21 protein-coding genes and 1 pseudogene are annotated in these 25,854 nt (G+C 69.5%); 13 read left to right on the top strand and 9 right to left on the bottom strand.

Features of this window, described 5'->3' with window-relative positions; all coding sequences use genetic code 11:
* Nucleotides 1–236: 236 nt before the first annotated feature.
* Entirely contained in the window at nucleotides 237–674 is a 438-nt protein-coding gene (locus ACW5EG_RS02515; protein WP_457017176.1) for a VOC family protein, read from the bottom strand.
* A 72-nt stretch (nucleotides 675–746) separates the two neighbouring features.
* Between ACW5EG_RS02515 and ACW5EG_RS02510 the strand changes: the two genes are divergently transcribed.
* Nucleotides 747–1,880, top strand: a complete 1,134-nt coding sequence (locus ACW5EG_RS02510) for a trans-sulfuration enzyme family protein (protein WP_457017174.1) — start codon at nucleotides 747–749, stop codon at nucleotides 1,878–1,880.
* Nucleotides 1,881–1,922: 42 nt separating this feature from the next.
* On the opposite strand, the gene ACW5EG_RS02505 is transcribed toward ACW5EG_RS02510, so the two are convergent.
* Both ACW5EG_RS02505 and ACW5EG_RS02500 read right to left on the bottom strand, forming a co-directional pair.
* Nucleotides 1,923–2,741, bottom strand: coding sequence for an SDR family oxidoreductase (locus ACW5EG_RS02505; protein ID WP_457021391.1), 819 nt, complete (start codon nucleotides 2,739–2,741; stop codon nucleotides 1,923–1,925).
* Between the two features lie 123 nt (nucleotides 2,742–2,864).
* Nucleotides 2,865–3,527, bottom strand: a complete 663-nt coding sequence (locus ACW5EG_RS02500; RefSeq protein WP_457020774.1) for a serine/threonine protein kinase — start codon at nucleotides 3,525–3,527, stop codon at nucleotides 2,865–2,867.
* A gap of 47 nt (nucleotides 3,528–3,574) precedes the next feature.
* Between ACW5EG_RS02500 and ACW5EG_RS02495 the strand changes: the two genes are divergently transcribed.
* On the top strand, nucleotides 3,575–5,596 hold the full coding sequence (locus tag ACW5EG_RS02495; protein ID WP_457020773.1) for a VTT domain-containing protein: 2,022 nt from the start codon (nucleotides 3,575–3,577) through the stop codon (nucleotides 5,594–5,596).
* Between the two features lie 72 nt (nucleotides 5,597–5,668).
* On the opposite strand, the gene ACW5EG_RS02490 is transcribed toward ACW5EG_RS02495, so the two are convergent.
* Nucleotides 5,669–6,238 carry an LON peptidase substrate-binding domain-containing protein gene (locus tag ACW5EG_RS02490; protein WP_457017166.1) on the bottom strand — a complete coding sequence of 190 codons (570 nt, stop codon included), beginning with the start codon at nucleotides 6,236–6,238 and terminating at the stop codon, nucleotides 5,669–5,671.
* A gap of 384 nt (nucleotides 6,239–6,622) precedes the next feature.
* Nucleotides 6,623–8,029, bottom strand: a complete 1,407-nt coding sequence (gene mpl, locus ACW5EG_RS02485) for a UDP-N-acetylmuramate:L-alanyl-gamma-D-glutamyl-meso-diaminopimelate ligase (RefSeq protein ID WP_457021390.1) — start codon at nucleotides 8,027–8,029, stop codon at nucleotides 6,623–6,625.
* Between the two features lie 167 nt (nucleotides 8,030–8,196).
* On the opposite strand from mpl, the gene ACW5EG_RS02480 reads away from it, so the two are divergent.
* Complete coding sequence (locus tag ACW5EG_RS02480) at nucleotides 8,197–8,700, top strand: DUF411 domain-containing protein (RefSeq protein ID WP_457020772.1); 504 nt, start codon at nucleotides 8,197–8,199, stop codon at nucleotides 8,698–8,700.
* Between the two features lie 163 nt (nucleotides 8,701–8,863).
* Here ACW5EG_RS02480 and ACW5EG_RS02475 read toward each other — a convergent pair whose 3' ends face one another.
* Entirely contained in the window at nucleotides 8,864–9,442 is a 579-nt protein-coding gene (locus tag ACW5EG_RS02475) for an adenylate kinase (protein ID WP_457017162.1), read from the bottom strand.
* Between the two features lie 126 nt (nucleotides 9,443–9,568).
* Here ACW5EG_RS02475 and ACW5EG_RS02470 point away from each other — a divergent pair, with 126 nt between their 5' ends.
* Complete coding sequence (locus ACW5EG_RS02470) at nucleotides 9,569–10,825, top strand: 6-phosphofructokinase (protein WP_457020771.1); 1,257 nt, start codon at nucleotides 9,569–9,571, stop codon at nucleotides 10,823–10,825.
* Nucleotides 10,826–10,970: 145 nt separating this feature from the next.
* Here ACW5EG_RS02470 and ilvD read toward each other — a convergent pair whose 3' ends face one another.
* Complete coding sequence (gene ilvD / locus ACW5EG_RS02465; RefSeq protein ID WP_457017159.1) at nucleotides 10,971–12,809, bottom strand: dihydroxy-acid dehydratase; 1,839 nt, start codon at nucleotides 12,807–12,809, stop codon at nucleotides 10,971–10,973.
* 367 nt (nucleotides 12,810–13,176) lie between these two features.
* On the opposite strand from ilvD, the gene ilvC reads away from it, so the two are divergent.
* From ilvC to gdhA, 8 genes and pseudogenes are all read left to right on the top strand, one after another.
* Nucleotides 13,177–14,169, top strand: coding sequence for a ketol-acid reductoisomerase (ilvC, locus tag ACW5EG_RS02460; protein ID WP_457017157.1), 993 nt, complete (start codon nucleotides 13,177–13,179; stop codon nucleotides 14,167–14,169).
* Complete coding sequence (gene ilvG / locus ACW5EG_RS02455) at nucleotides 14,169–15,935, top strand: acetolactate synthase 2 catalytic subunit (RefSeq protein WP_457017156.1); 1,767 nt, start codon at nucleotides 14,169–14,171, stop codon at nucleotides 15,933–15,935. Before ilvC ends, ilvG begins: the two co-directional genes overlap by 1 nt.
* The gene (locus tag ACW5EG_RS02450; protein WP_457017155.1) at nucleotides 15,919–16,155 is read left to right on the top strand and encodes an ACT domain-containing protein; all 237 of its coding nucleotides are present in this window, start codon (nucleotides 15,919–15,921) and stop codon (nucleotides 16,153–16,155) included. Before ilvG ends, ACW5EG_RS02450 begins: the two co-directional genes overlap by 17 nt.
* 55 nt (nucleotides 16,156–16,210) lie before the next feature.
* A complete protein-coding gene (locus ACW5EG_RS02445) occupies nucleotides 16,211–17,146 on the top strand; it encodes an aminotransferase class IV (protein ID WP_457017153.1) in 936 nt (311 codons plus the stop codon).
* A 23-nt stretch (nucleotides 17,147–17,169) separates the two neighbouring features.
* Nucleotides 17,170–18,132: pseudogene (locus tag ACW5EG_RS02440) on the top strand (threonine dehydratase); the annotation flags it as partial.
* A gap of 125 nt (nucleotides 18,133–18,257) precedes the next feature.
* Complete coding sequence (locus ACW5EG_RS02435) at nucleotides 18,258–19,808, top strand: 2-isopropylmalate synthase (protein WP_457017152.1); 1,551 nt, start codon at nucleotides 18,258–18,260, stop codon at nucleotides 19,806–19,808.
* A 106-nt stretch (nucleotides 19,809–19,914) separates the two neighbouring features.
* Nucleotides 19,915–20,973 (top strand): 3-isopropylmalate dehydrogenase, encoded by a 1,059-nt coding sequence (gene leuB / locus ACW5EG_RS02430; protein ID WP_457020770.1) that lies wholly within the window; start codon nucleotides 19,915–19,917, stop codon nucleotides 20,971–20,973.
* Nucleotides 20,974–21,038: 65 nt separating this feature from the next.
* Entirely contained in the window at nucleotides 21,039–22,379 is a 1,341-nt protein-coding gene (gdhA, locus tag ACW5EG_RS02425; protein WP_457020769.1) for an NADP-specific glutamate dehydrogenase, read from the top strand.
* A 294-nt stretch (nucleotides 22,380–22,673) separates the two neighbouring features.
* On the opposite strand, the gene leuD is transcribed toward gdhA, so the two are convergent.
* Both leuD and leuC read right to left on the bottom strand, forming a co-directional pair.
* Nucleotides 22,674–23,321 (bottom strand): 3-isopropylmalate dehydratase small subunit, encoded by a 648-nt coding sequence (leuD, locus tag ACW5EG_RS02420; RefSeq protein WP_457020768.1) that lies wholly within the window; start codon nucleotides 23,319–23,321, stop codon nucleotides 22,674–22,676.
* Nucleotides 23,322–23,333: 12 nt separating this feature from the next.
* Nucleotides 23,334–24,761, bottom strand: a complete 1,428-nt coding sequence (leuC, locus tag ACW5EG_RS02415) for a 3-isopropylmalate dehydratase large subunit (protein ID WP_457020767.1) — start codon at nucleotides 24,759–24,761, stop codon at nucleotides 23,334–23,336.
* Between the two features lie 209 nt (nucleotides 24,762–24,970).
* On the opposite strand from leuC, the gene ACW5EG_RS02410 reads away from it, so the two are divergent.
* The gene (locus ACW5EG_RS02410) at nucleotides 24,971–25,849 is read left to right on the top strand and encodes a LysR family transcriptional regulator (RefSeq protein WP_457017143.1); all 879 of its coding nucleotides are present in this window, start codon (nucleotides 24,971–24,973) and stop codon (nucleotides 25,847–25,849) included.
* Nucleotides 25,850–25,854: the final 5 nt, after the last annotated feature.

Here is a 25,854-nt window from a genome sequence, read left to right as displayed (position 1 = left end):
GAGTCAGGACGCGCGCGCTGCGGGGAAGGAGCGGTCGGGCGCCTCGGATCGACTCCCTCCCCCCGCAAAGCGGGGGAGGGTTGGGGTGGGGGCAGTCAGATCGCCACATCACGTCCTGCGCGCCTGCGGCGCGCGCCCATCCCAGCCTTCCCCCGCAGTGCGGGGGAAGGAGCAAAGCGCGCTCGCGCGGAGCGATTCCCTACCCGCAAAGCGGGGGAAGGAACAAAGCGGAGCGGCTACCAGGTGCCGGTATTGGGCATCGACGCCCAGGGCTCCGCCGGCGGCAGCGCCGCGCCCTTCTGCAACAGTTCGATCGAAATCAGGTCGGGCGTGCGCACGAAGGCCATGCGGCCATCGCGTGGCGGGCGATTGATGGTGACGCCCAGCGACTGCAGGTGCGCGCAGAGCGCATAGATATCGTCGACCTCGAAGGCGAGGTGGCCGAAGTTGCGGGCGTTGCCGTAGTCCTCCGCCGCGGAGCCGTCTTCGGGCGGCCAGTTGTACGTCAGCTCGACCTCGGCTTCGGGGTTTTCCGGTGCGCCGAAGTAGACCAGGGTGAAACGGCCGGCCTCGTTGTCCATGCGCCGCGTCTGGCGCAGGCCCAGGCCTTCGGTGAAGAAGCGGCTGCTGGCGTCGAGGTCATGGACGCGGATCATGGCGTGCAGGTATTTCATGGAGGCGGCTCCTGTGGGGACGGCGGCGCGTGTGGTGGCATTATCGCGTGCCCACACGACACCGGCGCCCTCATGACCCGCACGCACCGTTTCGACACGCTCGCCGCCCACGCAGGCGTCACGCCCGACCCGGCCAGCGGCGCGCTGTCGCCGCCGCTGCAGCTGGCCACGACCTTCGAACACGCGCCCGACGCCAGCACGCCGCTGGGCTATCTCTACCAGCGCTACGGCAGCCCCAACCAGACCCAGCTGGAGGACGTGCTGGCGACGCTGGACGGCGGCGCACGCGCGATGTTCTTCGCCACCGGCATGACCGCCGGCACCACGGCGATGCAGGCGCTGCCGTTGGGCAGCGAGTTGCTGATCGCCGACGACACCTACTTCGGCTACCGCGCGGTCGGCGCGAAGTGGCTGGACCGCTGGGGCGTGCGCCACCGGGTGGTGGACATGACCGACCTGGACGCGGTGCGCGCCGCGATCACGCCCGACACGCGCCTGCTGTGGGCCGAGACACCGTCCAACCCGCTGCTCAAGGTCTGCGACATCGCCGCGCTGGCGCAGATCGCACGCGATGCCGGCGCGCGCCTGCTGGTCGACGGCACCTTCGCCACCCCGGCGCTGCAACAGCCGCTGGCGATGGGCGCGGACATCGTCCTGCATTCGGCGACCAAGTACCTGGGCGGGCACGGTGACGTGATGGGCGGGGTGCTTGTGTTCGCGGTCGACGACGACTTCGCCGCCGAGTGCGACGAGCTGCGCCGCCAGACCGGCAACACCGCCTCGCCGTTCGCGGCCTGGCTGGTGCTGCGCGGACTGCGCACGCTGCCGGTGCGCGTCGAGCGCCACTGCCGCAATGCGCAGGCGGTGGCGGAGTTCCTGCAGTCGCATCCGCGCGTGGAGGTGGTGCACTACCCCGGCCTGGCCACGCATCCGGGACACGCCGTGGCCACGGGGCAGATGCGCGGCGGCTTTGGCGGGATGCTGTCGTTCGAAGTGGCGGGCGGGCGCGCCGGCGCGCTCGAGGTCGCGGGCAGGCTGCGGCTGTTCACCAACGCCACCTCGCTGGGTTCGACCGAGTCGCTGGTCGAGCACCGCGCGTCGATCGAAGGTCTGCAATCGGCCTCCCCGGAGGGGCTGCTGCGGCTGTCGGCGGGGCTGGAGGACCCGCAGGACCTGGTCGACGACCTGGCGCAGGCGCTGGTCTGAAGCGCCTCGCGGCCGCCGAGTGAACCGGCCCGCGCCTGCGCGTCAGTCCAGGAAAAGATCGGGGAACAGCGGCTGCGCCGGATCGACCGCGTAGCCGGACAGGTCGTTGACGCCGGCCTCCGCCAGCACATCGTCGTCGATCAGGAAGCGGCCGGTGAAGCCGGCGGCCGGACGGGTGAGGACGGCGTGCGCGGCGTCGGCCATGATCTCCGGCGAGCGGCCGTTGGCCGTGGACACGCCGGGAATCATGTTCAGTGCATCGGTGGCGATCAGGGTGCGCGGCCACAGCCCGTTGATCGCCACGCCGCGGTCGGCGAACTCCGCCGCCAGCCCGAGCGTGACGAAGCTCATGCCCATCTTGGCCAGGGTGTAGCCGGTGTGCGGCGCCCACCACTTCGGATCGAGCGAGGGCGGCGGGCACAGGGTCAGGATGTGCGGGTTTTCCGCCTCCAGCAGGTGCGGCAGGCAGGCCTGCGCGCACAGGAAGCTGCCGCGGGCGTTGACCTGCTGCATCAGGTCGAAGCGCTTCATGGGCGTGTCCAGCGCGCCGCGCAGCCAGATGGCGCTGGCGTTGTTGACCAGGATGTCGAGGCCGCCAAACGTGTCCACGGTCCTGGCCACCGCATCGCGGACCTGGTCTTCCTCGCGGATGTCGCAGCGGATCGCCAGCGCGCGGCCGCCCGCCTCCTCCACCGCCCGGGCCGCGGTATGGATGGTGCCAGGCAGCTTCGGGTTCGCCACCTCGGACTTGGCGGCGATGGCCACGTTGGCGCCGTCGCGCGCGGCGCGCAGCGCGATGGCCAGGCCGATGCCGCGCGAGGCGCCGGTGATGAAGAGGGTCTTGTTGGAGAGTGAGGACATCAGTGTGCGCATCGCTGACGGGAGATTGTCATCCCGAGCGTAGCGAGGGATCTCGCGTTTGGCGATACGGCGACCGGGGGACGGGATCCCTCGTTGCGCTCGGGATGACGGAATTTTCACCCATCATGGCTTCGGCCCCTGCCCCTCGTTGTCTTCCCACTTCAGCAGCCGCCGGGTGACAAACCGGTATACCGGCTTGCCGGTGCGGAACCAGACATCGCGCACCCAGGAATTGCGCCGCAGTACGCGCCGCTCCACCGGTGTGAGCGCCTCCCGACAGTACATGCGCTTGTGCTTGAGCAGGTGGCGCAGGTCCTCGCGGAACAGCAGCCGCATCCAGCGCGACCGCGGGTCGCCGCGGCTGGCGAGCTGGAAGTCGATGAGCGCCGGGCGCCCGTCGTCGAGCACCAGCCAGTTGGCCTCCTTGGCCAGGTCATTGTGGGCGATTCCGCGACGGTGCAGCTGCTGCAGCAGCCGGCGCGCGCCATGGAAGTACGCCAGGTCGCCGCGCGGCGGGCGCTGGTACATCGCCGCGCCGGCCATGTAGCTGCGGTCGAGCCTGCGACCGTCCCAGGCCAGCAGCTGCGGCACGTCGGCCATGCCGTGGATGCTGCGCAGCGCCAGCGCCTCGCGCCGGGCCAGCCACCATGCCGGCGGGCGCAGCCACAGCGGCACGTGGGCGAGGTCGCGACGGACGAACGGGCCGGCCGCGCCCCGCATCAGCGAGATGCGGCCGAAGCTGTCCGCCTTCAGCGCATGGATCTCGGTGGCGGCGTCACGATGCATCGCCACAGTGTAGGCGAGCAGTCAGCGACGGCTGTCATAATCGCCTGATGGACTCCGGCTGGTTCGACGCCACGCTCGCCTGGCTCAGCGCGCACCCCGTGGCGGCCGGTGGCTTGATCTTCCTGATCGCGTTTTGCGACGCGATCGTCGTGCTGGGCATCCTGGTGCCGGCGCTGCCGCTGCTGTTCGCGATCGGCGCGCTGATCGGGCTGGGCCACATCGACGGGACCTATGCCGTGACCTGCGCGGCGCTCGGTGCATTTGCCGGCGACGGCATGGGTTACTGGGTCGGCCGTCGCTGGGGACCGCAGCTGCGCGATCACTGGCCGTTCCGCCGCTATCCGCAGCTGCTCGACCGCGGTGAACTGGTGTTCCGCCGGCACGGCATCAAAGGCATCCTGATCGCGCGTTTCGTCGGCGCCATCCGCGCCTTCGTGCCGGCCATCGCCGGGATGCTGCGCATGCCGCTGCGGCGCTACGTGCCGATGAGCCTGCTGGCCTGCTTCCTGTGGGCGGGCCTGTTCCTGGCGCCGGGCTGGATCTTCGGAGCGTCCTACGACGCGGTGGCCGCGGTCGCCGACCGGCTGGTGCTGGTGCTGGGCGGGCTGCTGGTGGTGCTGGCGCTGGCCTGGTCGGGCGTGCTCTACACCTACCGCTGGTTCGACCGCCACGCCAATGCGCTGTTGGCGCGGCTGCTGCGCTGGACCCGTGCGCATCCCCGGCTGGGCCGATACGCGGCGGCGCTGATCGACCCGCGGCGGCCGGAGTCGTCCTCGCTGGCGATCCTTGCCGCCTGCCTGCTGGCCATCGGCTGGGCCTGGTTCGCCCTGCTGGGCACGGTATGGATGCGCGGCGAACCGCTGTCGCTGGACCTGAGCGTGTTCCAGGCGATGTACACCCTGCGCAATCCGCTGGCCGACCGGCTGATGGCGGCGCTGGCCTCGATCGGCGACTGGGAGGTGCTGGTGCCGGCATCGGCGCTGGCGCTGCTGTGGCTGCTGTGGCGGCGGCGCTGGATTGCGGCTGCGCACTGGGTGGCCGCGCTCGCCTTCGGCCTGGTGCTGACCACCGGCCTGTCCAACCTGATCGACATGCCGCTGCCGCCCACCGCCCACAGCGGCTTCGGCTTCCCGTCGGTGTCAGTGACCATGACCACGATCACCTTCGGCTTCTTCGCCGTGCTGATCGCACGCGAGCTGCCCGGGCGCACCCGCGTCTGGCCGTACCTGGTCGCGGGCCTGGTCGGCGCGCTGCTGGGCTTCGCGCGGCTGTACCTGGGCGCGCACTGGCTCAGCGACGTGGTCGGCGGGATGCTGCTGGGCATCGTCTGGCTGCTGGTGCTGGGCATCGCCTACCGGCGGCACGTGGCGCGCTCGTTCTGGATGCGACCGCTGGCGGCGATCTTCTACATCGCGTTCGCGGTCGCAGCGCTGTGGCATGCGCCCAGGGCAGTCGACCCCCTGCTCGCGCGCTTCCATGCGCCCGAGCCGACGCTGGTGCTGGACCGCGAAGGCTGGTGGGAACGCGACTGGGCGCAGCTGCCCGGCCAGCGCCATGAGCGCGATGCCAGCCGCCGCTGGGCGCTGGAAATCCAGGTCGCCGGGCCGCTGCAGCCGCTGCAGGCGCACCTGCAGTCGCTGGGCTGGGAGGCGCAGCCGCAGGCGGACTGGATCGCAACCCTGAGCCTGCTCGATGACGATGCGCCCGCAGCCCAACAGGCAGTGCTGCCTGCCACGCTGGGTTCAGAGGCCGAGACCCTGCTGCTGCGCCGCCCGGCGGGCGACGGGCGGTTGCATTCGCTGCGCCTGTGGCGCGCCCCGACGCGGCTGGCCGACGGCACGCCGCTGTGGATCGGCACCACGCAGACGCTGTCGTTCGAGCGCCCGCTCGGCGGCCTGTTCGGGATCTGGCTGCCGGCGCTGGACGATGACGCCGCCCACGCTGCCGTGCAACGCGCACTCACCGGATTCCCGGTCCGGCACGCGCCACACCCGACGACCGGCGCGCCGGTGCTGCGGCTGCGCACGGACCGGGTGGCGCCTGGGCAGGCTGGCGAACAGGCGCACTGACCCACGCCCGCCTCCACGGTGCTCCCGCGCGGTGACCGAATCGACGGCGTGCCTGCGCCGCAGCGGCGCCAGTTATTGGATCAGGTCCAGCATCGCATCGAGTCGCCGGTCGGGGTCATCCTCGTCCAGCAGCTGCTGGCGCTGTGCCAGGGTGAGCGGCAGCAGTTCGGCCAGGCGCCAACCCACCCAGGCCGCTTCGTCGAAGCGCCGTTCCGGCACCGCGATGTCGGCGTCGAGCTGCTCGAGGATCCGCCGCAGCACCTCGCCCAGCAGCGCGTGCTGCGGCTGCAGGTCGGCGACTGGGTCCGGTTCGCACCATGCGATCTCACCCAGCACCAGGCCGTTGTCGCGCACCTGCGTGGCGGTGACGCGGAAGCGGCGATGGCCGCGCAGGCGCAGGTGCAGCAGGCCGTCCGGACCAGTGTCGAAATCTTCGATGCGCGCCTCGGTGCCGCAGTCTTCCGGCGTCGCCGGCGCGCCGGCCTCGAGTCCTTCGGCGATCAGGCATACGCCGAAGCCGGTTCCCCGCCGCCCGCACTCGCGCACCAGGTCCAGGTAGCGCGGCTCGAACACGCGCAGGCCCAGCGCGGCGCCGGGGAGCAGTACGGTGTTCAGCGGAAACAGGGGCAGCGTTTCGGACATGGGGCAACAGTCTAGGCCGGTCGACGGAGGGCTGCGTTTAGGCCGGTGAATGTCTGGGAATGTGCTCTGCCACGGATTACGCGGATCACGCGGATGAACAGCGTGAAAGAGGATGGGATTCCCGCCTGCACGCTTTGGTACGGATCTGCGCTATGGAACCTCTGAACAAATGTCATTTCGAGCGCAGCGAGAAATCTATGCTTCTGATTGCCTGAGATTTCTCGCTGCGCTCGAAATGACAGGCTGGACTTGTTCAGAGGATCCCTATCCGCGTAGTCCGCGTAGTCCGCGTAGTCCGCGGCCAAGGATTCCCGGCCGGCGGCGGAATCCTCGCTACGCCCGGGATGACAAGCACGCGTCGACCCGGACGCGTTGGCCGCCGCTTCAAGCTTCGCGCAGCTGCGCCAGGAATCGCCGCGGCGCGCCATCGAAGCCGCCGTTGGACATGAACACGACGTGGTCGCCGTCGCGCGCAGCCTCGTGCAGTGCTGCCAGCAGGGCGTCGACATCGGCCACGGCGTGGGCCTGTCCGCGCACCGCCGCGACTACCTGCGCCGCATCCCAAGGCAGTTCGGGTCGCGCCAGGAAGAACACCGCATCCGCACCCGCCAGCGACGGCGCCAGCGCGTCGGCGTGGGCGCCCAGCCGCATCGAATTGCTGCGCGGCTCCATCGCCACCACGATCCGCGCATCGCCCACCTTCGCGCGCAGGCCGGCGAGGGTGGTGGCGATCGCGGTCGGATGGTGGGCGAAGTCGTCGTATACGGTCACGCCGCGCGCCTCGCCCAGCACTTCCATGCGCCGCTTCACCCCGCGGAACTGCGCCAGCGCGCCCAGCACGCTCGACACGTCCACGCCGACCGCCGCGCAGGCGGCCAGCGCGGCCAGGCCGTTGAGCACGTTGTGGTCGCCCAGCAGCGGCCACTCGACCGTACCCAGCGCGCGTCCATCGTGCAGGACCTCGAACGCGCTGCCGTCCTCGCGCAGCCTGCGGGCCTGCCACTCGAAGCCGTCGTCGAAGCCGAAGCGCTCCACCGGCGTCCAGCAGCCCATCTCCAGCACTTCGCGCAGATGCGCGTCGTGGCCGTTGACGATCAGCCGCCCGCGCCCCGGCACGGTGCGCACGAGATGGTGAAACTGGCGCTGGATCGCGGCCACGTCCGGGAAGATGTCCGCGTGGTCGTACTCGAGGTTGTTGAGGACGGCCACCAGCGGCCGGTAGTGGACGAACTTGCTGCGCTTGTCGAAGAAGGCGGTGTCGTACTCGTCGGCTTCCACGACAAAAAGAGGTCGGCGCGCCGGCGCCGATACGGCATCTCCTTCTTTCTCGGCGAAGGGATGCCGCGACGCGCCGGACGAGGACACGGCAGCCGGCGTCCCCAGCCGCGCAGACACCCCGAAATCATCCGCCACGCCGCCGATCAGGAACCCCGGCTCGCGCCCTGCCGCCTGCAGCAGGAAGGCCAGGATCGTCGTCGTCGTGGTCTTGCCGTGGGTGCCGGCCACCGCCAGCACGTCGCGACCGGGCAACACCTGGTCGCGCAGCCACTCGGCGCCCGAGGTGTAGGCACGGCCGCTGTCGAGCACCGCCTCCACCGCGGCATTGCCGCGCGAGAGTGCGTTGCCGATCACGACCGCGTCGCAATCGGGCGAGATATGGCCGGGCAGATAACCCTGGCTGAGCGCGATGCCGAGTCGCTCGAGCTGGGTCGACATGGGCGGATACACCGCCTGGTCGCTGCCCTCGACCGCGTGGCCGAGTTCGCGCGCGAGCGCGGCGACGCCGCCCATGAAGGTGCCGGCGATGCCGAGGATGTGGAGTTTCAAGGCGGACCTGCGTGCTGCATGACAGCCGCGCACTTTACCCAAACGCGCAAGACCGGGCCGGCTGATCCCGGTCAAGGCCGGTTCCGCCCGCCCCGCTAGACTCTGCGACTGACCCGTTCCTGGAAGACCGCATGGTCCGCATTCCTTTCGCCATCGCCGCCATCGCCCTGCTGCTGGGCGGCTGCAGCGCCGTCGGATCCGCCGGCAGCGCCACCGACAGCACCAGCCCCGTGGGCACGCAGGCGCTCGCCCTGCCGCTGCTGACTGTCCAGAAGCATCCGACCTGCGGCTGCTGCAGCGCCTGGATCGAGCATGTGCGCGAAGCCGGCTTCGAGGTCGAGGCGCGGGATGTGGAGGACATGGCCGCGGTCAAGGACGCAGCTGGCGTGCCGGATGCGATGGCGTCCTGTCACACCGCCGAGGTCGGCGGCTATTTCATCGAGGGCCACGTGCCGGCCGCCGACATCGCCCGCCTGCTGCGCGAGCGCCCGGCCGCCAGGGGCCTGGCCGTGCCCGGGATGCCGCTGGGCTCGCCGGGGATGGAGCATCCCGACGGCATCGTCCACCCCTACGCGGTGATGCTGGTGCTCGAGGACGGCAGCACGCGCGAGTTCAGCAGCTATCCACGGGATTGAGCGCAAGCCGGCGGGGCTGGCCCCCCGTTGCGAAGGCTGAAGACACCTGTGCCGCGCCTGCGCGCACGGCTGACCGGACGGACTTTCATGTGGGTGATGCCGGCAGTCGTTGCCGTTCGCGGCTGAAGCCGCTCCTACCGGATCCGCACCCCGTACGCCGCCCTCAGCCGACCGCTTTCTCCGGCGCGATCGCTTCGATGATGCGGTTGAACACCGCGTCGAGCGAGCCGACGCCATCGACGATGGTCAGCTGGCCATGCTGGCGGTAGAACTCGATCACCGGCGCGGTCTGCTGGTCGTAGACCTGCAGCCGCTTGCGCACGGATTCGGGATTGTCGTCGGCGCGGCCCTCGGCCTTGGCGCGGCCGGCCAGGCGCTCGACGATCTGCTCGTTGTCGACGGTGAGCTGCACCGCCGCGTCGAACTTCTGCCCCAGGTCCGCCAGCAGTTCGTCCAGGGCCGCGGCCTGGGCGAGGTTGCGCGGGTAACCATCGAGGATGAATCCGGACCTGGTGTCCTGACGCGAGAACCGGTCCTTGAGCATGCCCAGCAGGATGTCATCGCTGACCAGCTCGCCACGCGCCATCACTTCCTTCGCCTGCAGGCCCAGCGGAGAGCCCGCAGCCACCTCGGCGCGCAGCAGGTCGCCGGTGGAAATATGCGGCACCTGCAGGTGCTCCTTGAGCCGTGCCGCTTGCGTGCCCTTGCCCGAACCGGGCGCCCCCAACAATACCAATCGCATCGACGACTCCCAACAGAACGAGACCGGAAGCGGTCGCGGACCGTTGCTACACTCGGCCGTCACCGCGGATTCAGCCGCCACTTTAACTCATCGATCCGTCTCTCCGACCTCCTGCAAAGGGCGCATATGGCTTCCGGAACCCTGCTCTACTCCCAGTCCGGCGGTGTGACCGCCGTCATCAACGCCACCGCCTCGGGCGTGATCGGCGAGGCGCGCGCGCGCAAGATCAAGGTGCTGGCCGCGCGCAACGGCATCCTCGGCGCGCTGCGCGAGGAGCTGGTGGACACCAGCAAGGAGACCGCCGCGACGATCCGCGGGCTGGCCCACACCCCCGGCGGCGCGTTCGGCTCGTGCCGCTACAAGCTCAAGTCGGTGGACGAGGACCGTGCGAAGTACGAGCGCCTGCTGGAGGTGTTCCAGGCCCATGACGTGCGCTGGTTCCTCTACAACGGCGGCAACGATTCGGCCGACACGGCCAACAAGGTCTCCAAGCTGGCCGCCGAGTTCGGCTACCCGCTGACCTGCATCGGCGTGCCCAAGACCATCGACAACGATCTGGCCGTGACCGACTGCTGCCCGGGCTTCGGCTCGGCCGCCAAGTACACGGCGGTATCGGTGCGCGAGGCCGCGCTGGACGTGGCGGCGATGGCCGATACCTCGACCAAGGTGTTCGTCTACGAGGCCATGGGTCGCCATGCCGGCTGGCTGGCCGCGGCCGCAGGCCTGGCTGGCAAGGGCCCGGACGAGGCACCGCACCTGATCCTGTTCCCGGAGCGCCCCTACGACGAGGCCGACTTCCTGAAGAACGTGAAGAAGGTGGTCGATCGCGTGGGCTATTGCGTGGTGGTCGCCAGCGAGGGCATCCAGACCGCCGACGGGCGCTTCGTCGCCGATTCGGGCGGCGGCAAGGATTCGTTCGGCCATACCCAGCTCGGCGGCGTCGCCTCGTACCTGGCCGGCAAGGTCAAGGACGAGCTCGGCCTCAAGGTCCACTGGACACTGCCCGACTACCTGCAGCGCAGCGCGCGGCACATTGCTTCAAAGACCGACGTCGAGCAGGCCATCGCCGTGGGCAAGGCCGCGGTGCAGTTCGCGCTCAAGGGCCAGAACGCCACCATGCCGGTGATCGTGCGCACCTCCGACAGCCCCTACCGCTGGAAGATCGGCAGCGCGCCGCTGGACAAGGTGGCCAACCACGAGAAGACCTTCCCGAAGGGCTACATCCGCCGCGACGGCTATGGCATCTCCGACAAGGCCCGCACCTACCTTGAACCGCTGATCCGGGGCGAGCTGCCGCCACCGTACGGCCGCGACGGCATTCCTGCCTATGTGACGCTGAAGAACGTGGCGGTGAAGAAGAAGCTGCCGGCCTGGGAGGGATAAGCTCCGGCGTCGCACGGCGCGGCGCGCGGCGCTCAGTCCACGGGCGTTGCCGCGCCTGACGCCGCCGCCAGTCACCTCACCGACGGCATGCTCGATTTGCCGCACGTCGCAGCGTGCGGCATCGTCGGTCGCGCGCGGAAGTCCCTCAGGCGTCCAGCATCGCCAGGTTGCGCACAGCGCCCTTGTCCGCACTGGTGGCAAGCAGCGCGTAGGCCTTCAGCGCAGCCGTGACCTTGCGCGGCCGCGGAAGCGCGGGCTTCCAGCCGGCCGCATCCTGCGCTGCGCGGCGGGCAGCGAGCTCGGCTTCCGGCACCAGCAGGTCGATCGACCGGGCGGGAATGTCGATGCGGATGCGGTCGCCGTCGCGCACCAGGCCGATCACACCACCGGCCGCGGCCTCGGGCGAGACGTGGCCGATCGACAGGCCCGAGGTGCCGCCGGAGAAGCGGCCGTCGGTGAGCAGGGCGCAGTGCGCGCCCAGGCCCCGGGACTTCAGGTAGCTGGTCGGATACAGCATTTCCTGCATGCCCGGGCCGCCCTTGGGTCCCTCGTAGCGGATCACCACGACCTCGCCGGCCTGCACTTCGTCGCCGAGGATGCCCTGCACCGCCGCGTCCTGGCTTTCGTACACGCGGGCGCTGCCCTCGAACACGTGGATCGACTCGTCCACGCCTGCGGTCTTGACCACGCAGCCGTCGGGCGAGACGTTGCCGCGGAGCACGGCCAGGCCGCCATCGCTGGAATACGCATGTTCGACGCTGCGGATGCAGCCCGCCGCGCGGTCGGTGTCGAGCGTCGGCCAGCGCGTGGACTGGCTGAAGGCGGTCTGGGTCGGGATTCCGCCGGGACCGGCGCGGAAGAAGGTCGACAGCGCTTCATCGTCGTTCTGCGTGACATCCCACTTCGCGATGGCCTCGCCCAGCGTGTTCGCATGCACGGTCGCAGTGCCGGTATGCAGCAGGCCGCCACGTGCGAGTTCGCCAAGAATCGACATGATGCCGCCGGCGCGGTGCACGTCCTCGACGTGATAGTCGGGGATATTCGGCGCGACCTTGCACAGCTGCGGTACACGCCGCGACAGGCGATCGATGTCCTCCAGGGTGAATGGCACCCCCCCTTCCTGCGCCGCGGCCAGCAGGTGCAGGATGGTGTTGGTCGATCCGCCCATGGCGATGTCGAGCGTCATCGCGTTCTCGAACGCCTCGAACGTGGCGATGCCGCGCGGCAGCGCGCGTTCATCGCCGGCGCCGTACCAGCGGTGCACCAGCTCGACCGCGGTGCGTCCCGCGCGCAGGAACAGCTGCTCGCGGTCTGCATGCGTGGCCAGCACGGTGCCGTTGCCCGGCAGCGACAGGCCCAGTGCTTCAGTCAGGCAGTTCATCGAATTGGCGGTGAACATGCCCGAACACGAGCCGCAGGTCGGACACGCGTTGCGCTCGACTTCCGCGACATCCTCGTCCGAGGCCGCAGAATCGGCCGCCATCACCATCGCATCCACCAGGTCCAGCTTCTGGTCGGACAGCTTGGTCTTGCCGGCCTCCATCGGGCCACCGGACACGAACACGGTCGGAATGTTGAGCCGCAGCGCGGCCATCAGCATCCCCGGCGTGATCTTGTCGCAGTTGGAGATGCACACCAGCGCATCGGCACAATGCGCGTTGGCCATGTACTCGACCGAGTCGGCGATCACCTCGCGGCTGGGCAGCGAATACAGCATGCCGTCATGGCCCATCGCGATGCCGTCGTCGACCGCGATGGTGTGGAACTCCTTGGCCACGCCACCGACGCGCTCGATCTCGCGCGCGACCAGCTGGCCCAGGTCCTTCAGGTGCACGTGCCCGGGCACGAACTGGGTGAAGGAGTTGGCGATGGCGATGATGGGTTTCTGGAAATCCTCGTCACGCATGCCCGTCGCGCGCCACAGCGCGCGGGCGCCGGCCATGTTGCGGCCGTGGGTGGAGGTTTTTGAACGGTATTCGGGCATGGACTTCGCAGCGGGAATGACGCATCGCGTCAAAGCGGGAATTCTGCTGGTTTTGCGCCGTTTCGGCTGCAATGATTTCACCGGCAACAAAGCCCGCATGCGCTTGTCAAGCCCTCGCGCTTGACAAGGCCTGAAACCGGGGGTTAGTTTGCAGGAATGCTGCATCGCCACACACCCGCGAAGAATGCCCACGACGCCAGCGCGCCGTCCATTCTCGTACTCGTACTTATTACCTCGCCAACAGGTGCGGGACGATCGGGCGCGTAAGCAGTAAGCGCCAAATCGCAAAACCCCGCACCGCAAGGGCGGGGTTTTTTGTTGCCTTGCACCCACCCCTCCAACACACCGTTCCACAGAGAGCCCTGAAATGACCCAGTCTTCCCTTCCCAAGCCCAGCATCGCCATCGTCGGTTATGGCAGCCAGGGCCGCGCCCATGCGCTGAACCTGCGCGATTCGGGCTTCGACGTCACCGTCGGCCTGCGCCCCGGCGGTCCGACCGAGGCCAAGGCCAAGGCCGACGGCTTCAACGTCAAGACGCCGGCCGATGCAGTGAAGGAAGCCGATCTGGTCGCCGTCCTCACGCCGGACATGGTGCAGAGGCAGGTCTACGAGGACGCGATCGCGCCGAACATGAAGCCGGGGGCCTGCCTGCTGTTCGCGCACGGGCTGAACGTGCATTTCGACATGATCAAGCCGCGCGAAGACCTGGACGTGGTGCTGGTGGCGCCCAAGGGCCCGGGCGCGCTGGTGCGCCGCGAATACGAGATCGGCCGCGGCGTGCCCTGCATCTACGCCATCCATCAGGACAAGAGCGGCAAGGCCAAGGACCTGGCGCTGGTCTATGCCGGCGGCCTGGGCGGCGCGCGCGCCAACCTGATCGAGACCACCTTCAAGGAAGAGACCGAGACCGACCTGTTCGGCGAGCAGGCCGTGCTGTGCGGCGGCGCCTCGTCGCTGGTGCAGGCCGGCTTCGAAGTGCTGGTCGAAGCGGGCTACCAGCCCGAGATCGCCTACTACGAAGTGCTGCACGAGCTGAAGCTGATCGTCGACCTGTTCTATGAAGGCGGCATCACCCGCATGCTCGAGTTCGTGTCCGAGACCGCGCAGTACGGCGACTACGTCAGCGGTCCGCGCGTGATCGACGCCGGCACCAAGGAGCGCATGCGCGAAGTGCTCAAGGACATCCAGGACGGTACCTTCACCCGCAACTGGGTGGCCGAGCACGCGGCGGGCCTGCCGAACTACAACAAGTTCAAGCAGGCCGACCTCGACCATCCGATCGAGGTGGTCGGCAAGAAGCTGCGCGCGAAGATGGTGTGGCTGGACAACTCCCCGAAGGAAGAGAAAGAGGCCGCGTGATGAACGGTGCGCAGTGGCTGGTGCGGGCACTCGAGGCCGAGGGCGTTGATGCGCTCTTCGGCTACCCCGGCGGTACGATCATGCCGTTCTACGACGCGCTGCACGGCGCGTCGACGCTCAAGCACGTGCTGGTACGACACGAGCAAGGCGCGGCGTTCGCAGCCAACGGCTTTGCACGCGCCAGCGGCCGCGTCGGCGTCTGCGTGGCGACGTCCGGGCCGGGCGCGTCGAACCTGGTGACCGGCATCGCCGACGCCATGTTCGACTCGGTGCCGATGGTGATCCTCACCGGCCAGGTGCCCACATTCCTGATGGGCACCGACGCGTTCCAAGAACTGGACGTGTTCGCCATGACCATGCCGATCGTCAAGCACAGCTTCCTGCCGCGCAGCGTCGATGATTTGCCGCGCATGTTCGCCGAAGCCTTCCGTATCGCACGCAGCGGGCGTCCGGGGCCGGTGCTGATCGACCTGCCCAAGGACGTGCAGGTGGGCGACGCCTCGCACCTGCCGGTGCATTCGCCGCTGCCGGTCGATCCGGTGCCGGGCCCGCCCGATGCCGCGCTGCACGAAGCCGCCGCGCTCATCTCCCAGTGCACCAAGCCGGTGGTCTATGCCGGCGGCGGCCTGGTGCTGGGCGATGCGATCGATGCGTTCCGCGAGTTCGTCGACCTCACCGGCCTGCCCACCGTGCTCACGCTCAAGGCGCTGGGCGCGCTGCCGGCGCAGCATCCCTCCAACCTGGGCATGCTGGGCATGCACGGCAGCCGCGCCGCCAACATGGCGGTGCAGGAGTGCGACCTGCTGTTCGTCGTCGGTGCGCGCTTCGACGACCGCGCCACCGGCAAGCTGGCCGAGTTCGCGCCGCATGCACGCGTGGTGCACCTGGACGGCGACTGCTGCGAGATCGGCAAGCTGCGCAGCGTCGACGTGTCGGTGCCCGGCGACATCGGCGCCAGCCTCAGCCGCCTGGCCGCACCGCTGGCCGCGCAGATGGAAGGCCGCCACGCGGCCCCGCGCAAGGCCTGGCGCGACCTCTGCGCCGAACGCCGCAGCCGCCACGCGCCGCGCTACGACGCGCCCGGCGAGAAGGTCTACGCACCCGCCCTGCTCAGGCGCCTGAGCGACCTGGCGCCGCACGCCGTGGTCGCCTGCGACGTCGGCCAGCACCAGATGTGGGTCGCGCAGCACTGGCGCTTCCAGCACCCGCGCCAGCACCTGACCAGCGGCGCGCTGGGCGCGATGGGCTTTGGCCTGCCGGCCGCGATGGGCGCGCAGATGGAAAGCCCGGCCGCGCAGGTGATCTGCGTCAGCGGCGACGGCTCGTTCATGATGAACATCCAGGAGCTGGCGACGATCCGCCGCTACCGGCTGCCGGTGAAGATCGTGTTGCTCGACAACTCGGCGCTGGGCATGGTCCGCCAGTGGCAGGAACTGTTCTTCGAGAAGCGCTATTCGGAGATCGACCTGTCCGACAATCCGGACTTCGCCGAAGTGGCGCGTGCGTTCGGCATCCAGGCACTGCACGTGGACAAGGCCGCCGGCGTGGACGACGCGCTCAAGGCGCTGCTCGCGGCGGAGGGCCCGACCCTCCTGCACGTGGCGATCGACACGGCCGCCAACGTCTGGCCGCTGGTGCCGCCGAACCACAACAACGCACAGATGATGGATCCGGATGATGCCGGCTCGCTGGATACCGGCGAACCGGCCGCACCGTCCACCACGTCGCCCGCCTCCGGGGAGCCCAACAATGCGCTACCAGCTTGATTTCATCCTGCGCCGCGCCGAAGGCGTGCTGCCGCGCGTGCTGGGCGCGACCGAACGGCGCGGCTTCCGCCCGCTGGCGGTCGAAGGCGAGGCCGGCGCCGACGGCGAACAATGGCGGCTGCGGGTGACCGTCGAGGGCGAGCGCCCCGACGCGACCCTGCAGGCGCAGCTCGCCAAGCTCTACGACTGCCTGTCGGTCCAGGTACAGCCCTGCCCCTGATCGCGCACCACCCGTCGTTCCACCACCCCATCGCGACCTGTCCAACGGACCTCCCATGAGCGCCACCGTCACCCCCATCGCCGAAGCCCATGCCCGCCACGCGGCAGCCGCGCAGCCGGTTGCCACGCCCGCGCAGACCCTGGCCTGGTTCGACGGCGCCCTGGTTGCCTCTGACACCATGCAGGCCGGCCTGACCACGCACGCCATGCACTACGGCAGCGGCGTGTTCGAAGGCATCCGCGCCTACGCCACGGACGAGGGCACGGCCGTGTTCCGCCTGCCCGAACACCTCGAGCGCATGCGCCAGGGCGCGGAGATGTTCGGCCTGCCCTTCGACCCCGCGCAGTGCGCGCAGGCCACCCTGGCGACGCTGCGCGCCAACGGCCACAGCGACGCCTACATCCGCCCGCTGGCCTGGTTCGGCGAGGGCAGCTTCGGCCTCGACGTCGAAGGCCACGTGCCGCACCTGATGGTCGCCACCACCGCCACCCAGGTGCACCTCAACGGCAGCCGCGCGCGCCTGGGCGTGAGCCGCTGGCGCCGCAACCCGGCCGATTCGCTGCCGCCGCTCAAGCTCTGCGGCGGCTACGTGAACTCGATCCTGGCCAAACGCGAGGCCAAGGCACGCGGCTTCGATGAGGCCCTGTTCACCGATCGCGAGAACAACGTGGTCGAGTGCACCGGCGCCAACGTGTTCATGGTCAAGGACGGGCGCATCACCGCGGTCGAGCACCGCGACGCCCTGCCCGGCATCACCCGCGACACGCTGCTGCAGCTCAGCGGCGCGGAGTCGCGCATGGCGACGCTGTCCGAACTGCTGGATGCCGACGAAGTGTTCGCCTGCGGTACTGCCGCCGAGGTGGCGCCGGTGGCGCAGATCGAAGACCGCCACTACGGCGACAACCCGGTGACGCGTGGGCTGCAGGCACTGTATGGCCGCGTCGTGCGCGGCCAAGAAGCCGCATACCGCCACTGGCTGACGACGGTCTGATGGACCCTGCCGTAGCCAGCACCATCGAGGTGTCCGCCAGCGACGTGCTGGCGGCGCAGGCGCGGCTGCGCAGGTACCTGGACGTCACCCCGACCCACTACGCCGAGCGCTTCGGCACCTGGCTCAAGCTCGAGAACCTGCAGCGCACCGGTTCGTACAAGGTGCGCGGCGCATTGAACGCGCTGCTGGCCGCGCGCGAGCGCGGCGACGACCGCTACGTGATCACCGCCTCCGCCGGCAACCACGCGCAGGGCATGGCCTGGGCGGCGTACCGGCTTGGCATCCCCGCGATCACGGTGATGCCGAAGACCGCGCCGGAGACCAAGGTCGCCGGCGTCGCCCATTGGGGCGCCACGGTGCGCCTGCACGGCGAAACCTACGACGAGGCCAAGGCATTCGCCAAGGAGCTGGCCGAACAGAACGGCTTCCGGCTGCTGTCGGCCTTCGACGATCCCGACGTGATCGCCGGCCAGGGCACGGTCGGCCTGGAGATCGCCGCGGCGATGAACCCGGACGTGGTGCTGGTGCCGATCGGCGGCGGCGGCCTGGCCGCGGGCGTCGCGCTGGCGCTGAAGTCGCAGGGCGTGCGCATCATCGGCGCGCAGGTGGAGGGCTGCGACGCCATGGCGCGCGCGCTCAAGGGCGACCGCAGCCTGGTCGATCCGCGCGCCACGCTGGCGGACGGCGTGCGGGTGAAGGAGCCGGGCTACCTCACCGAACGCATCCTGCGCGAGCTGCTGGACGACGTCATCATCGTGCGCGAGGCCGAGCTGCGCGAGACCCTGGTGCGCCTGGCGCTGGAGGAACACGTGATCGCCGAGGGCGCCGGCGCGCTGGCGCTGGCCGCCGGCAAGCGCGTGGCCGGCAAGCGCAAGTGCGCGGTGGTGTCCGGCGGCAACGTCGATGCCGGCGTGCTGGCCACCCTGCTTTCGGAGGTCCGCCCGCGTCCGCCGCGCAAGCCGCGCAGGCGCGTGCGCGAGCGACTTCCGCTGCCGGCGGCGAAGCAGACCCTGCTTCCCGCCGGCCTTCTCCCTGTATCCGATACATCGTCGCCGCGGCAGAAACCCGCACCGAGTAACATCCGCAAGGATCTTCCCGAGGAACTCCTCGCATGAGCAGCACCCCCCAATTCGTACGCATCTTTGACACCACCCTGCGCGACGGCGAGCAGTCCCCCGGCTGCAGCATGACTCCGCAGCAGAAGGTGGTGATGGCGCGCGCGCTCGCCGAACTGGGCGTGGACATCATCGAAACCGGCTTCCCGGCCAGCTCGCAGTCCGACCGCGACGCCACCGCGCAGATCGTGCGCGAGCTGCGCGACACCACCCTGGCCGTGCTCTCGCGCTGCCTGCCCGGCGACATCGAGGCCTCCGCGCGCGCGCTCGAAGGCGCCGCGAAGCCGCGCATCCACGTGTTCCTGTCGACCAGTCCGCTGCACCGCGAGCACAAGCTGCGGATGAGCCGCGAGCAGGTGCTCGACTCGATCGGCACGCACGTCGCGATGGCGCGCAGCTACGTCGACGACATCGAGTTCTCGCCCGAGGACGGTACCCGCACGGAGGAAGACTTCCTGCACGAGGCGGTCGGCGTGGCGATCGCCGCCGGTGCGACCACCATCAACGTGCCCGACACCCTCGGCTACACCACGCCGGAAGAGATCCGCGGCCTGTTCGAGCGCATGATCGCGAACATCCCGGGCGCGCGCGACGTGATCTTCAGCGCCCATTGCCACAACGACCTCGGCCTGGCCGTGGCCAACTCGCTGGCGGCGATGGAGGGCGGCGCGCGCCAGATCGAGTGCACCATCAACGGCATCGGCGAGCGCGCCGGCAACGCGGCGCTGGAAGAGCTGGTGATGGCGCTGAAGGTGCGCAGCGCCTTCTACGGCATCGACACGCGCATCGACACGCGCCGCCTGGTGTCGACCTCGCAGCTGCTGCAGCGCCTCATCGGCATGCCGGTGCAGCGCAACAAGGCGATCGTTGGCCAGAACGCGTTCGCGCACGAGTCGGGCATCCACCAGCACGGCATGCTGCGCAACCGCAGCACCTACGAGATCATGAGTCCGTCCGACGTCGGCTGGCCCGACACCAAGATGGTGCTGGGACGCCACAGCGGCCGGGCTGCGCTGGAGCACCGCCTGCGCGCGCTCGGCTACACGATGGAGGACGAGCAGCTCGACCAGGTATTCATCCGCTTCAAGGACCTGTGCGAGCAGCAGCGCGTGGTGGAGGACGATGACCTGGAGCGGCTGATCAACGGTGGCCTCGATGGACAGGGCTATCGGCTGGCGTCGATGACCATCAGCGATCGCGGCCAGCGCGCCAGCGCGCAGGTGGAGCTGTCGGATCCGGACGGCAGGAAGATCAGCGAGAGCGCGCTGGGCGACGGCCCGGTGGATGCGCTGTTCGCGGCCCTGTGCAATGCGACCGGGGTGAAGCTGTCGCTGGAAAGCTACAGCGTGCACAGCGTCGGCCTCGGCGCGGATGCGCAGGGCGAGGCTTCGCTGAGCGTCCACCACGAGGGCGTCGAGTACCAGGGCAGCGGCACCAGCCGCGACATCATCGAGGCCAGCGCACTGGCCTGGCTGGACGTGGCCAACCGCATCCTGCGCCGCGCGCCCGCCGCCACGCCGGGCATCGAAGCCCGCGCGACCGCCTGATCCAACCCACACCGCCGCCGTCCGCCGCCTCGCGCGTCGGGCCGGCACGCACAGGCGGACAGCGCCTTCGCCGTCCGCCCCTCTTCCACGCTCGCCTTCGAAATCCATGCACGCTGACATTGTCGTACTGCCCGGGGACGGTATCGGTCCCGAGATCATCTCCGCCACCCTGCCCGTCCTGGAAGCCGTCGCCACGCGCTTCGGCCATTCGTTCTCATTTGCCGAGCACGATATCGGCGGCATCGCCATCGACCGCCACGGTGAGCCGTTGCCGGCGGCGACGCTCGAAGCCGCGCGCAAGGCCGATGCGATCCTGCTGGGCGCGGTCGGCGGCCCCAAGTGGTCGGATCCGAACGCGAAGGTCCGCCCCGAGCAGGGCCTGCTGGCGATCCGCAAGGCCCTGGGCCTGTTCGCCAACCTGCGTCCGGTCAAGCCGCATGCGGCCGCGCTCGACGCGTCCCCGATCAAGCCCGAGCTGCTACAAGGCGTGGACATCGTGGTGGTGCGCGAGCTCACCGGTGGCATCTACTTTGGCGACAAGACCCGCAGCGACACCGAGGCCACCGACCTGTGCCGCTACAGCGTGGCCGAGATCGAGCGCGTGGTGCGCAGCGCCGCGGCGCTTGCCCGCCAGCGCCGCGGACACCTGACCTCGGTCGACAAGGCCAACGTGCTGGAGACCTCGCGCCTGTGGCGCGACGTGACCACGCGGGTGATGCGCGATGAGTTCGCGGACGTGACCGTCGAGCACCAGCTGGTCGATTCGATGGCGATGCACCTGCTGTCCAGGCCGCGCGCCTACGACGTGATCGTGACCGAGAACATGTTCGGCGACATCCTCACCGACGAGGCCTCGATGCTGGCCGGCTCGCTGGGGCTGCTGGCCTCGGCATCGCTGGGCGCCGGCAAGGTCGGAATCTATGAGCCGATCCACGGTTCGGCGCCCGACATCGCCGGCAAGGGCATCGCCAACCCCTACGCCACGATCCTGAGCGCGGCCCTGCTGCTGCGGCATTCGCTGGGCCTCGAGGCCGAGGCCGCGGCGGTGGAGGCGGCGGTCTCCGCTGCGCTGGACGCGAGGGTATTCACCGCCGATCTCGCCGCGCCGGGCCAGGCGGTCGATACCGCCCGCGCCGCGCAGGCGGTACTCGAACACATGGCCTGAAGCTGCACGGCCGGCCCGCGGGGCACGGCGAGGGTCGACGACATCGAAACAGACAGGGGATGCAAATGCGGCTTTCGAGGGACGAATTTCTGGCGCGGGTCGAACGCCGCGATCCAGGCCAGCCTGAGTTCCTGCAGGCGGTAAAGGAGGTCACGGCCAGCCTGTGGCCGTTCCTGGAGCGTTTCCCCGAGTACGGCCAGCACGGCCTGATGGAGCGCCTGGTCGAGCCGGAGCGCGTGATCCAGTTCCGAGTGAGCTGGGTCGACGACCGCGGCAACGTGCAGGTCAACCGCGCCTGGCGCGTGCAGCACAGTTCGGCGATCGGCCCGTTCAAGGGCGGCATGCGCTTCCATCCGTCGGTGAACCTGTCGATCCTCAAGTTCCTGGGTTTCGAGCAGACCTTCAAGAACGCGCTCACTACGCTGCCGATGGGTGGCGGCAAGGGCGGCGCGGACTTCGATCCCAAGGGCAGGAGCGACGGCGAGGTGATGCGCTTCTGCCAGGCGCTGATGTTCGAGCTGCACCGCCACCTGGGGCCCGATACCGACGTGCCCGCGGGCGACATCGGCGTGGGGGCGCGCGAGGTCGGTTTCATGGCCGGCATGATGAAGAAGCTCTCCAACCAGGCCGCCAGCGTGTTCACCGGCAAGGGGCTGTCCTACGGCGGCAGCCTGATGCGGCCGGAAGCGACCGGCTTCGGCACGGTCTACTTCGTCGAGCAGATGCTGCACCACGCGCGGCGCGAGACGCAGGGCGCGCGGGTGCTGGTCTCCGGGTCGGGCAACGTGGCGCAATTCGCCGCAGTCAAGGCCGAGGAACTGGGTGGCAAGGTGCTGACCTTCAGCGATTCGGACGGCACGCTGTACGCGCGCGACGGCTTCGACCCCGAAGCGATCCGCGAGGTCGCCGAACTGAAGAACCTGCGCCGCGGACGCCTGTCCGAACTGGGCGAGGACGCGCGCTTCGAGTACCTGCCCGGCAAGCGACCCTGGCACATCCCGGCCGAGATCGCCCTGCCCTGCGCCACCCAGAACGAGCTCGACGCCGACGATGCGCGCACGCTGGTGCACAACGGCGTGGTCTGCGTGGCCGAAGGCGCGAACATGCCGAGCACGCTGGAGGCGGTGGACGTGTTTCTCGAGGCGGGCACGCTGTACGCGCCGGGCAAGGCGAGCAATGCCGGCGGCGTGGCCACGTCCGGGCTGGAGATGAGCCAGAACGCGCTGCGCCTGTCGTGGCACCACGCGGAGGTCGACGAGCGCCTGCACGCGATCATGAAGGATATCCACGGCCACTGCGTGCGCCACGGCAAGCGCCAGGACGGCAGCATCAACTACGTCGACGGCGCCAACATCGCCGGCTTCGTGAAGGTCGCCGACGCGATGCTGGCGCAAGGCGTTTACTGAGGCGCTGGCGCGCGGCGTTCTCGTGGAGGCGGAGCGCGGCGACCGGGCGCTCGGTCGCTCGCCCGCGCCCGTCCTGTCATCTCGAACGCAGTGAGAGATCTTCTTCCGGCGGCGTGATTCGGTTGGGCAGATCTCTCACTGCGTTCGAGATGACAGCTGGGTTCGAGATGACAGCTGGGTTCGAGATGACAGCTGCGTTCGAGATGACAGCTGGGCTCGAGATGACAGCTGCTTCAAGCCGACGGTGAATGGCTACGGATGCGATCCGACCTCGCGAACGCCAGGCGCGCCGGCTCACCCCATGGCGTCGAACAGCCAGGGCTGCGCCGCGCGGTGCCGGGTCTCGAACGTGGCGATCGCGTCGCGCTCCTGCAGGGTCAGGCCGATGTCGTCCAGGCCGTTGAACAGGCAGTGCTTGCGGAACGCGTCGATCTCGAAGGAATACCGCGCGCCGTCGGGCCGGGTCACCGTCTGCGCGGCGAGGTCCACCGTCAGCGTATAGCCCTCGTTGGCCGCGCACTGTGCGAACAGCGCATCGACCTCGTCGTCGGCCAGCACGATCGGCAGCAGTCCGTTCTTGAAGCTGTTGTTGTAGAAGATGTCGGCGAAGCTGGGCGCGATGATGGCCCGGAAGCCGTATTCCTCCAGCGCCCACGGCGCATGCTCGCGCGAGGAGCCGCAGCCGAAGTTCTCGCGCGCCAGCAGCACGCTGGCACCGGCATAGCGCGGAAGATTGAGCACGAAGCCGGGATTGAGTGGCCGCGTGCTGCTGTCCTCGCCTGGCTGGCCGACGTCCAGATAGCGCCACTCGTCGAACAGGTTCGGCCCGAAGCCGCTGCGCCTGATCGACTTCAGGAACTGCTTGGGGATGATCTGGTCGGTATCGACGTTGGCGCGGTCGAGCGGCGCGACCAGGCCGGCATGTGTGGTGAAGGCTTTCATGGCTGCGTGTCCTCAGGCTTGCATCAGTTCGCGCACATCGACGAAGTGGCCGGCCACGGCGGCGGCAGCGGCCATCGCCGGACTGACCAGGTGGGTGCGTCCGCCCGTGCCCTGCCGTCCTTCGAAGTTGCGGTTGGAGGTCGACGCGCAGTGCTCGCCGCTGCCGAGCTTGTCGGGGTTCATCGCCAGGCACATCGAACAGCCCGGCTCGCGCCACTCGAAGCCCGCGTCCAGGAAGACCTTGTCCAGCCCCTCGGCCTCGGCCTGCGCCTTGACCAGGCCGGAGCCGGGCACCACCAGCGCCTGCTTCACGCTGGCAGCGACCCTGCGGCCGCGGGCGACGTCGGCCGCGGCGCGCAGGTCCTCGATGCGCGAGTTGGTGCACGAGCCGATGAACACCCGATCGAGCCTGATGCTGGTGATCGGCTGGTTGGCCTGCAGTCCCATGTACTTCAATGCGCGCTCGATCGAATCCTTTTTCACCGGATCGGCCTCGCGCGCCGGGTCCGGCACGTTCTGGTCCACCGCCAGCACCATCTCCGGCGACGTGCCCCAGCTGACCTGCGGCCGGATGTCCTCCGCCCGCAGTTCGACCACGGTATCGAAGCGCGCGTCGTCGTCCGACACCAGCGTCTTCCACAGCGCGACCGCGGCATCCCAGTCGCCGTCCTTGGGCGCGAAGGGGCGGCCGTGCACGTAGTCGATGGTCTTCTGGTCCACCGCCACCATGCCCACGCGCGCACCGGCTTCGATGGACATGTTGCAGATGGTCATGCGCCCTTCGATGGACAGGTCGCGGATCGCGCTGCCGGCGAACTCGAGCGCGTGGCCGTTGCCGCCTGCGGTCCCGATCCTGCCGATGATGGCCAGCACGATGTCCTTGGCGGTCACGCCGGGGCCAGGCCGGCCTTCGACGCGCACCTGCATGTTCTTCATCTTCTTGGCCACCAGGCATTGGGTGGCCAGCACGTGTTCGACCTCGGAGGTGCCGATGCCGTGCGCCAGCGCGCCGAACGCGCCGTGCGTGGAGGTGTGTGAATCGCCGCAGACCACGGTCATGCCCGGCAGGGTCGCGCCCTGCTCCGGACCGACGACGTGGACGATGCCCTGGCGCGCGTCGTTCATCCGGAACTCGAGGATGCCGAACTCGTCGCAGTTGTCGTCAAGCGTCTGCACCTGCAGGCGCGAGACCTCGTCGACGATCGCTTCCAGCCCGCCCTGGCGCTCGGCTTTGGTGGTCGGCACGTTGTGGTCCGGGGTCGCGATGTTGGCGTCCACGCGCCACGGCCTGCGGCCGGCCAGGCGCAATCCTTCAAAGGCCTGCGGCGAAGTCACCTCGTGCAGGATGTGGCGGTCGATGTAGATCAGCGAGGAGCCGTCGTCGCGACGCTTGACCTCGTGCATCTCCCACAGCTTGTCATAGAGAGTCTTGCCGGACATGGCGAATGGTTCCGATTGATGCTTGGGGTGGGTGACGGAGCGGCAGGCAGGCCATGGAGCCCGGCTTGACCAGCCTTCGGCTGTTGAAAGGCACTTCGCCGGGATGACGGTGTCTGCGGCTGCCGGGCAACCTGCTGATCCATCCTAGGCACTTGCATTCGATAACTCCAATTCATATTTTTCATCCAACGCATAACTGGAGCGACTGGATGCAACTGGCCAGCCTGGCGGCATTCCTGGCCGTCGCCGAGAGCGGCGGCTTCTCGGCGGCCGGCGAGCGGCTGCATCTCACCCAGCCTGCGGTGAGCAAGCGCATCGCCGCGCTGGAACAGCACCTGGGGCGGCGGCTGTTCGACCGCATCGGCCGCGAGATCGCGCTTACCGAAGCCGGCCGCGCCCTGCTGCCGCGCGCACGGAGCATCCTCGGCGAGATGGAGGACACGCGCCGCGCCCTGGGCAATCTGGACGCGTCCGTCGCCGGCCACCTCACCCTGGCGACCAGCCACCACATCGGCCTGCACCGGCTGCCACCGCTGCTGCGCGCGTTCATCGGCAAGCATCCGCAGGCGCCGGTCGACATCCGCTTCCTCGATTCCGAACACGCCTGGTCGGAGGTGCTGCACGGCCGGCTGGAGCTTGCGATCACCACGCTCGGCCCGGCCGCGGCGCCGCTGCGCGCCGTACCCGTGTGGGACGATCCGCTGGAATTCGTGGTTGCACCGGACCATCCCCTCGCCGCGCGCGGCCGCGCCACGCTGCGCGAGCTGGCTGCGCATCCGGCGGTGCTGCCCGATGCGAACACCTTCACCCACCGCATCGTGGCCGAGCGCTTTGCCGCCGAAGGCCTGGCGCCGCGCCTGCACATGACCACCAACGCGATGGAGACGCTGAAGATGCTGGCAGGCGTCGGCCTGGCCTGGAGCGTGCTGCCGCATACGATGCTCGATGCGTCGACGGTGGTGCTGCGCGTAGCCGGAGGGCGGCTGCAGCGCCAGCTGGGCTACGTCACCCACAGCGGGCGCACGCTGTCGAATGCGGCGCGCGCATTCATGGCGCTGCTGGACGATGCGTCGGTGCGGCAACGCTGATCATG

The organism is Luteimonas sp. A611 (genome assembly GCF_054072715.1).
The sequence above is the reverse complement of the archived record's forward strand: the minus strand, read 5'-3'. Positions and strand labels throughout refer to the sequence as shown.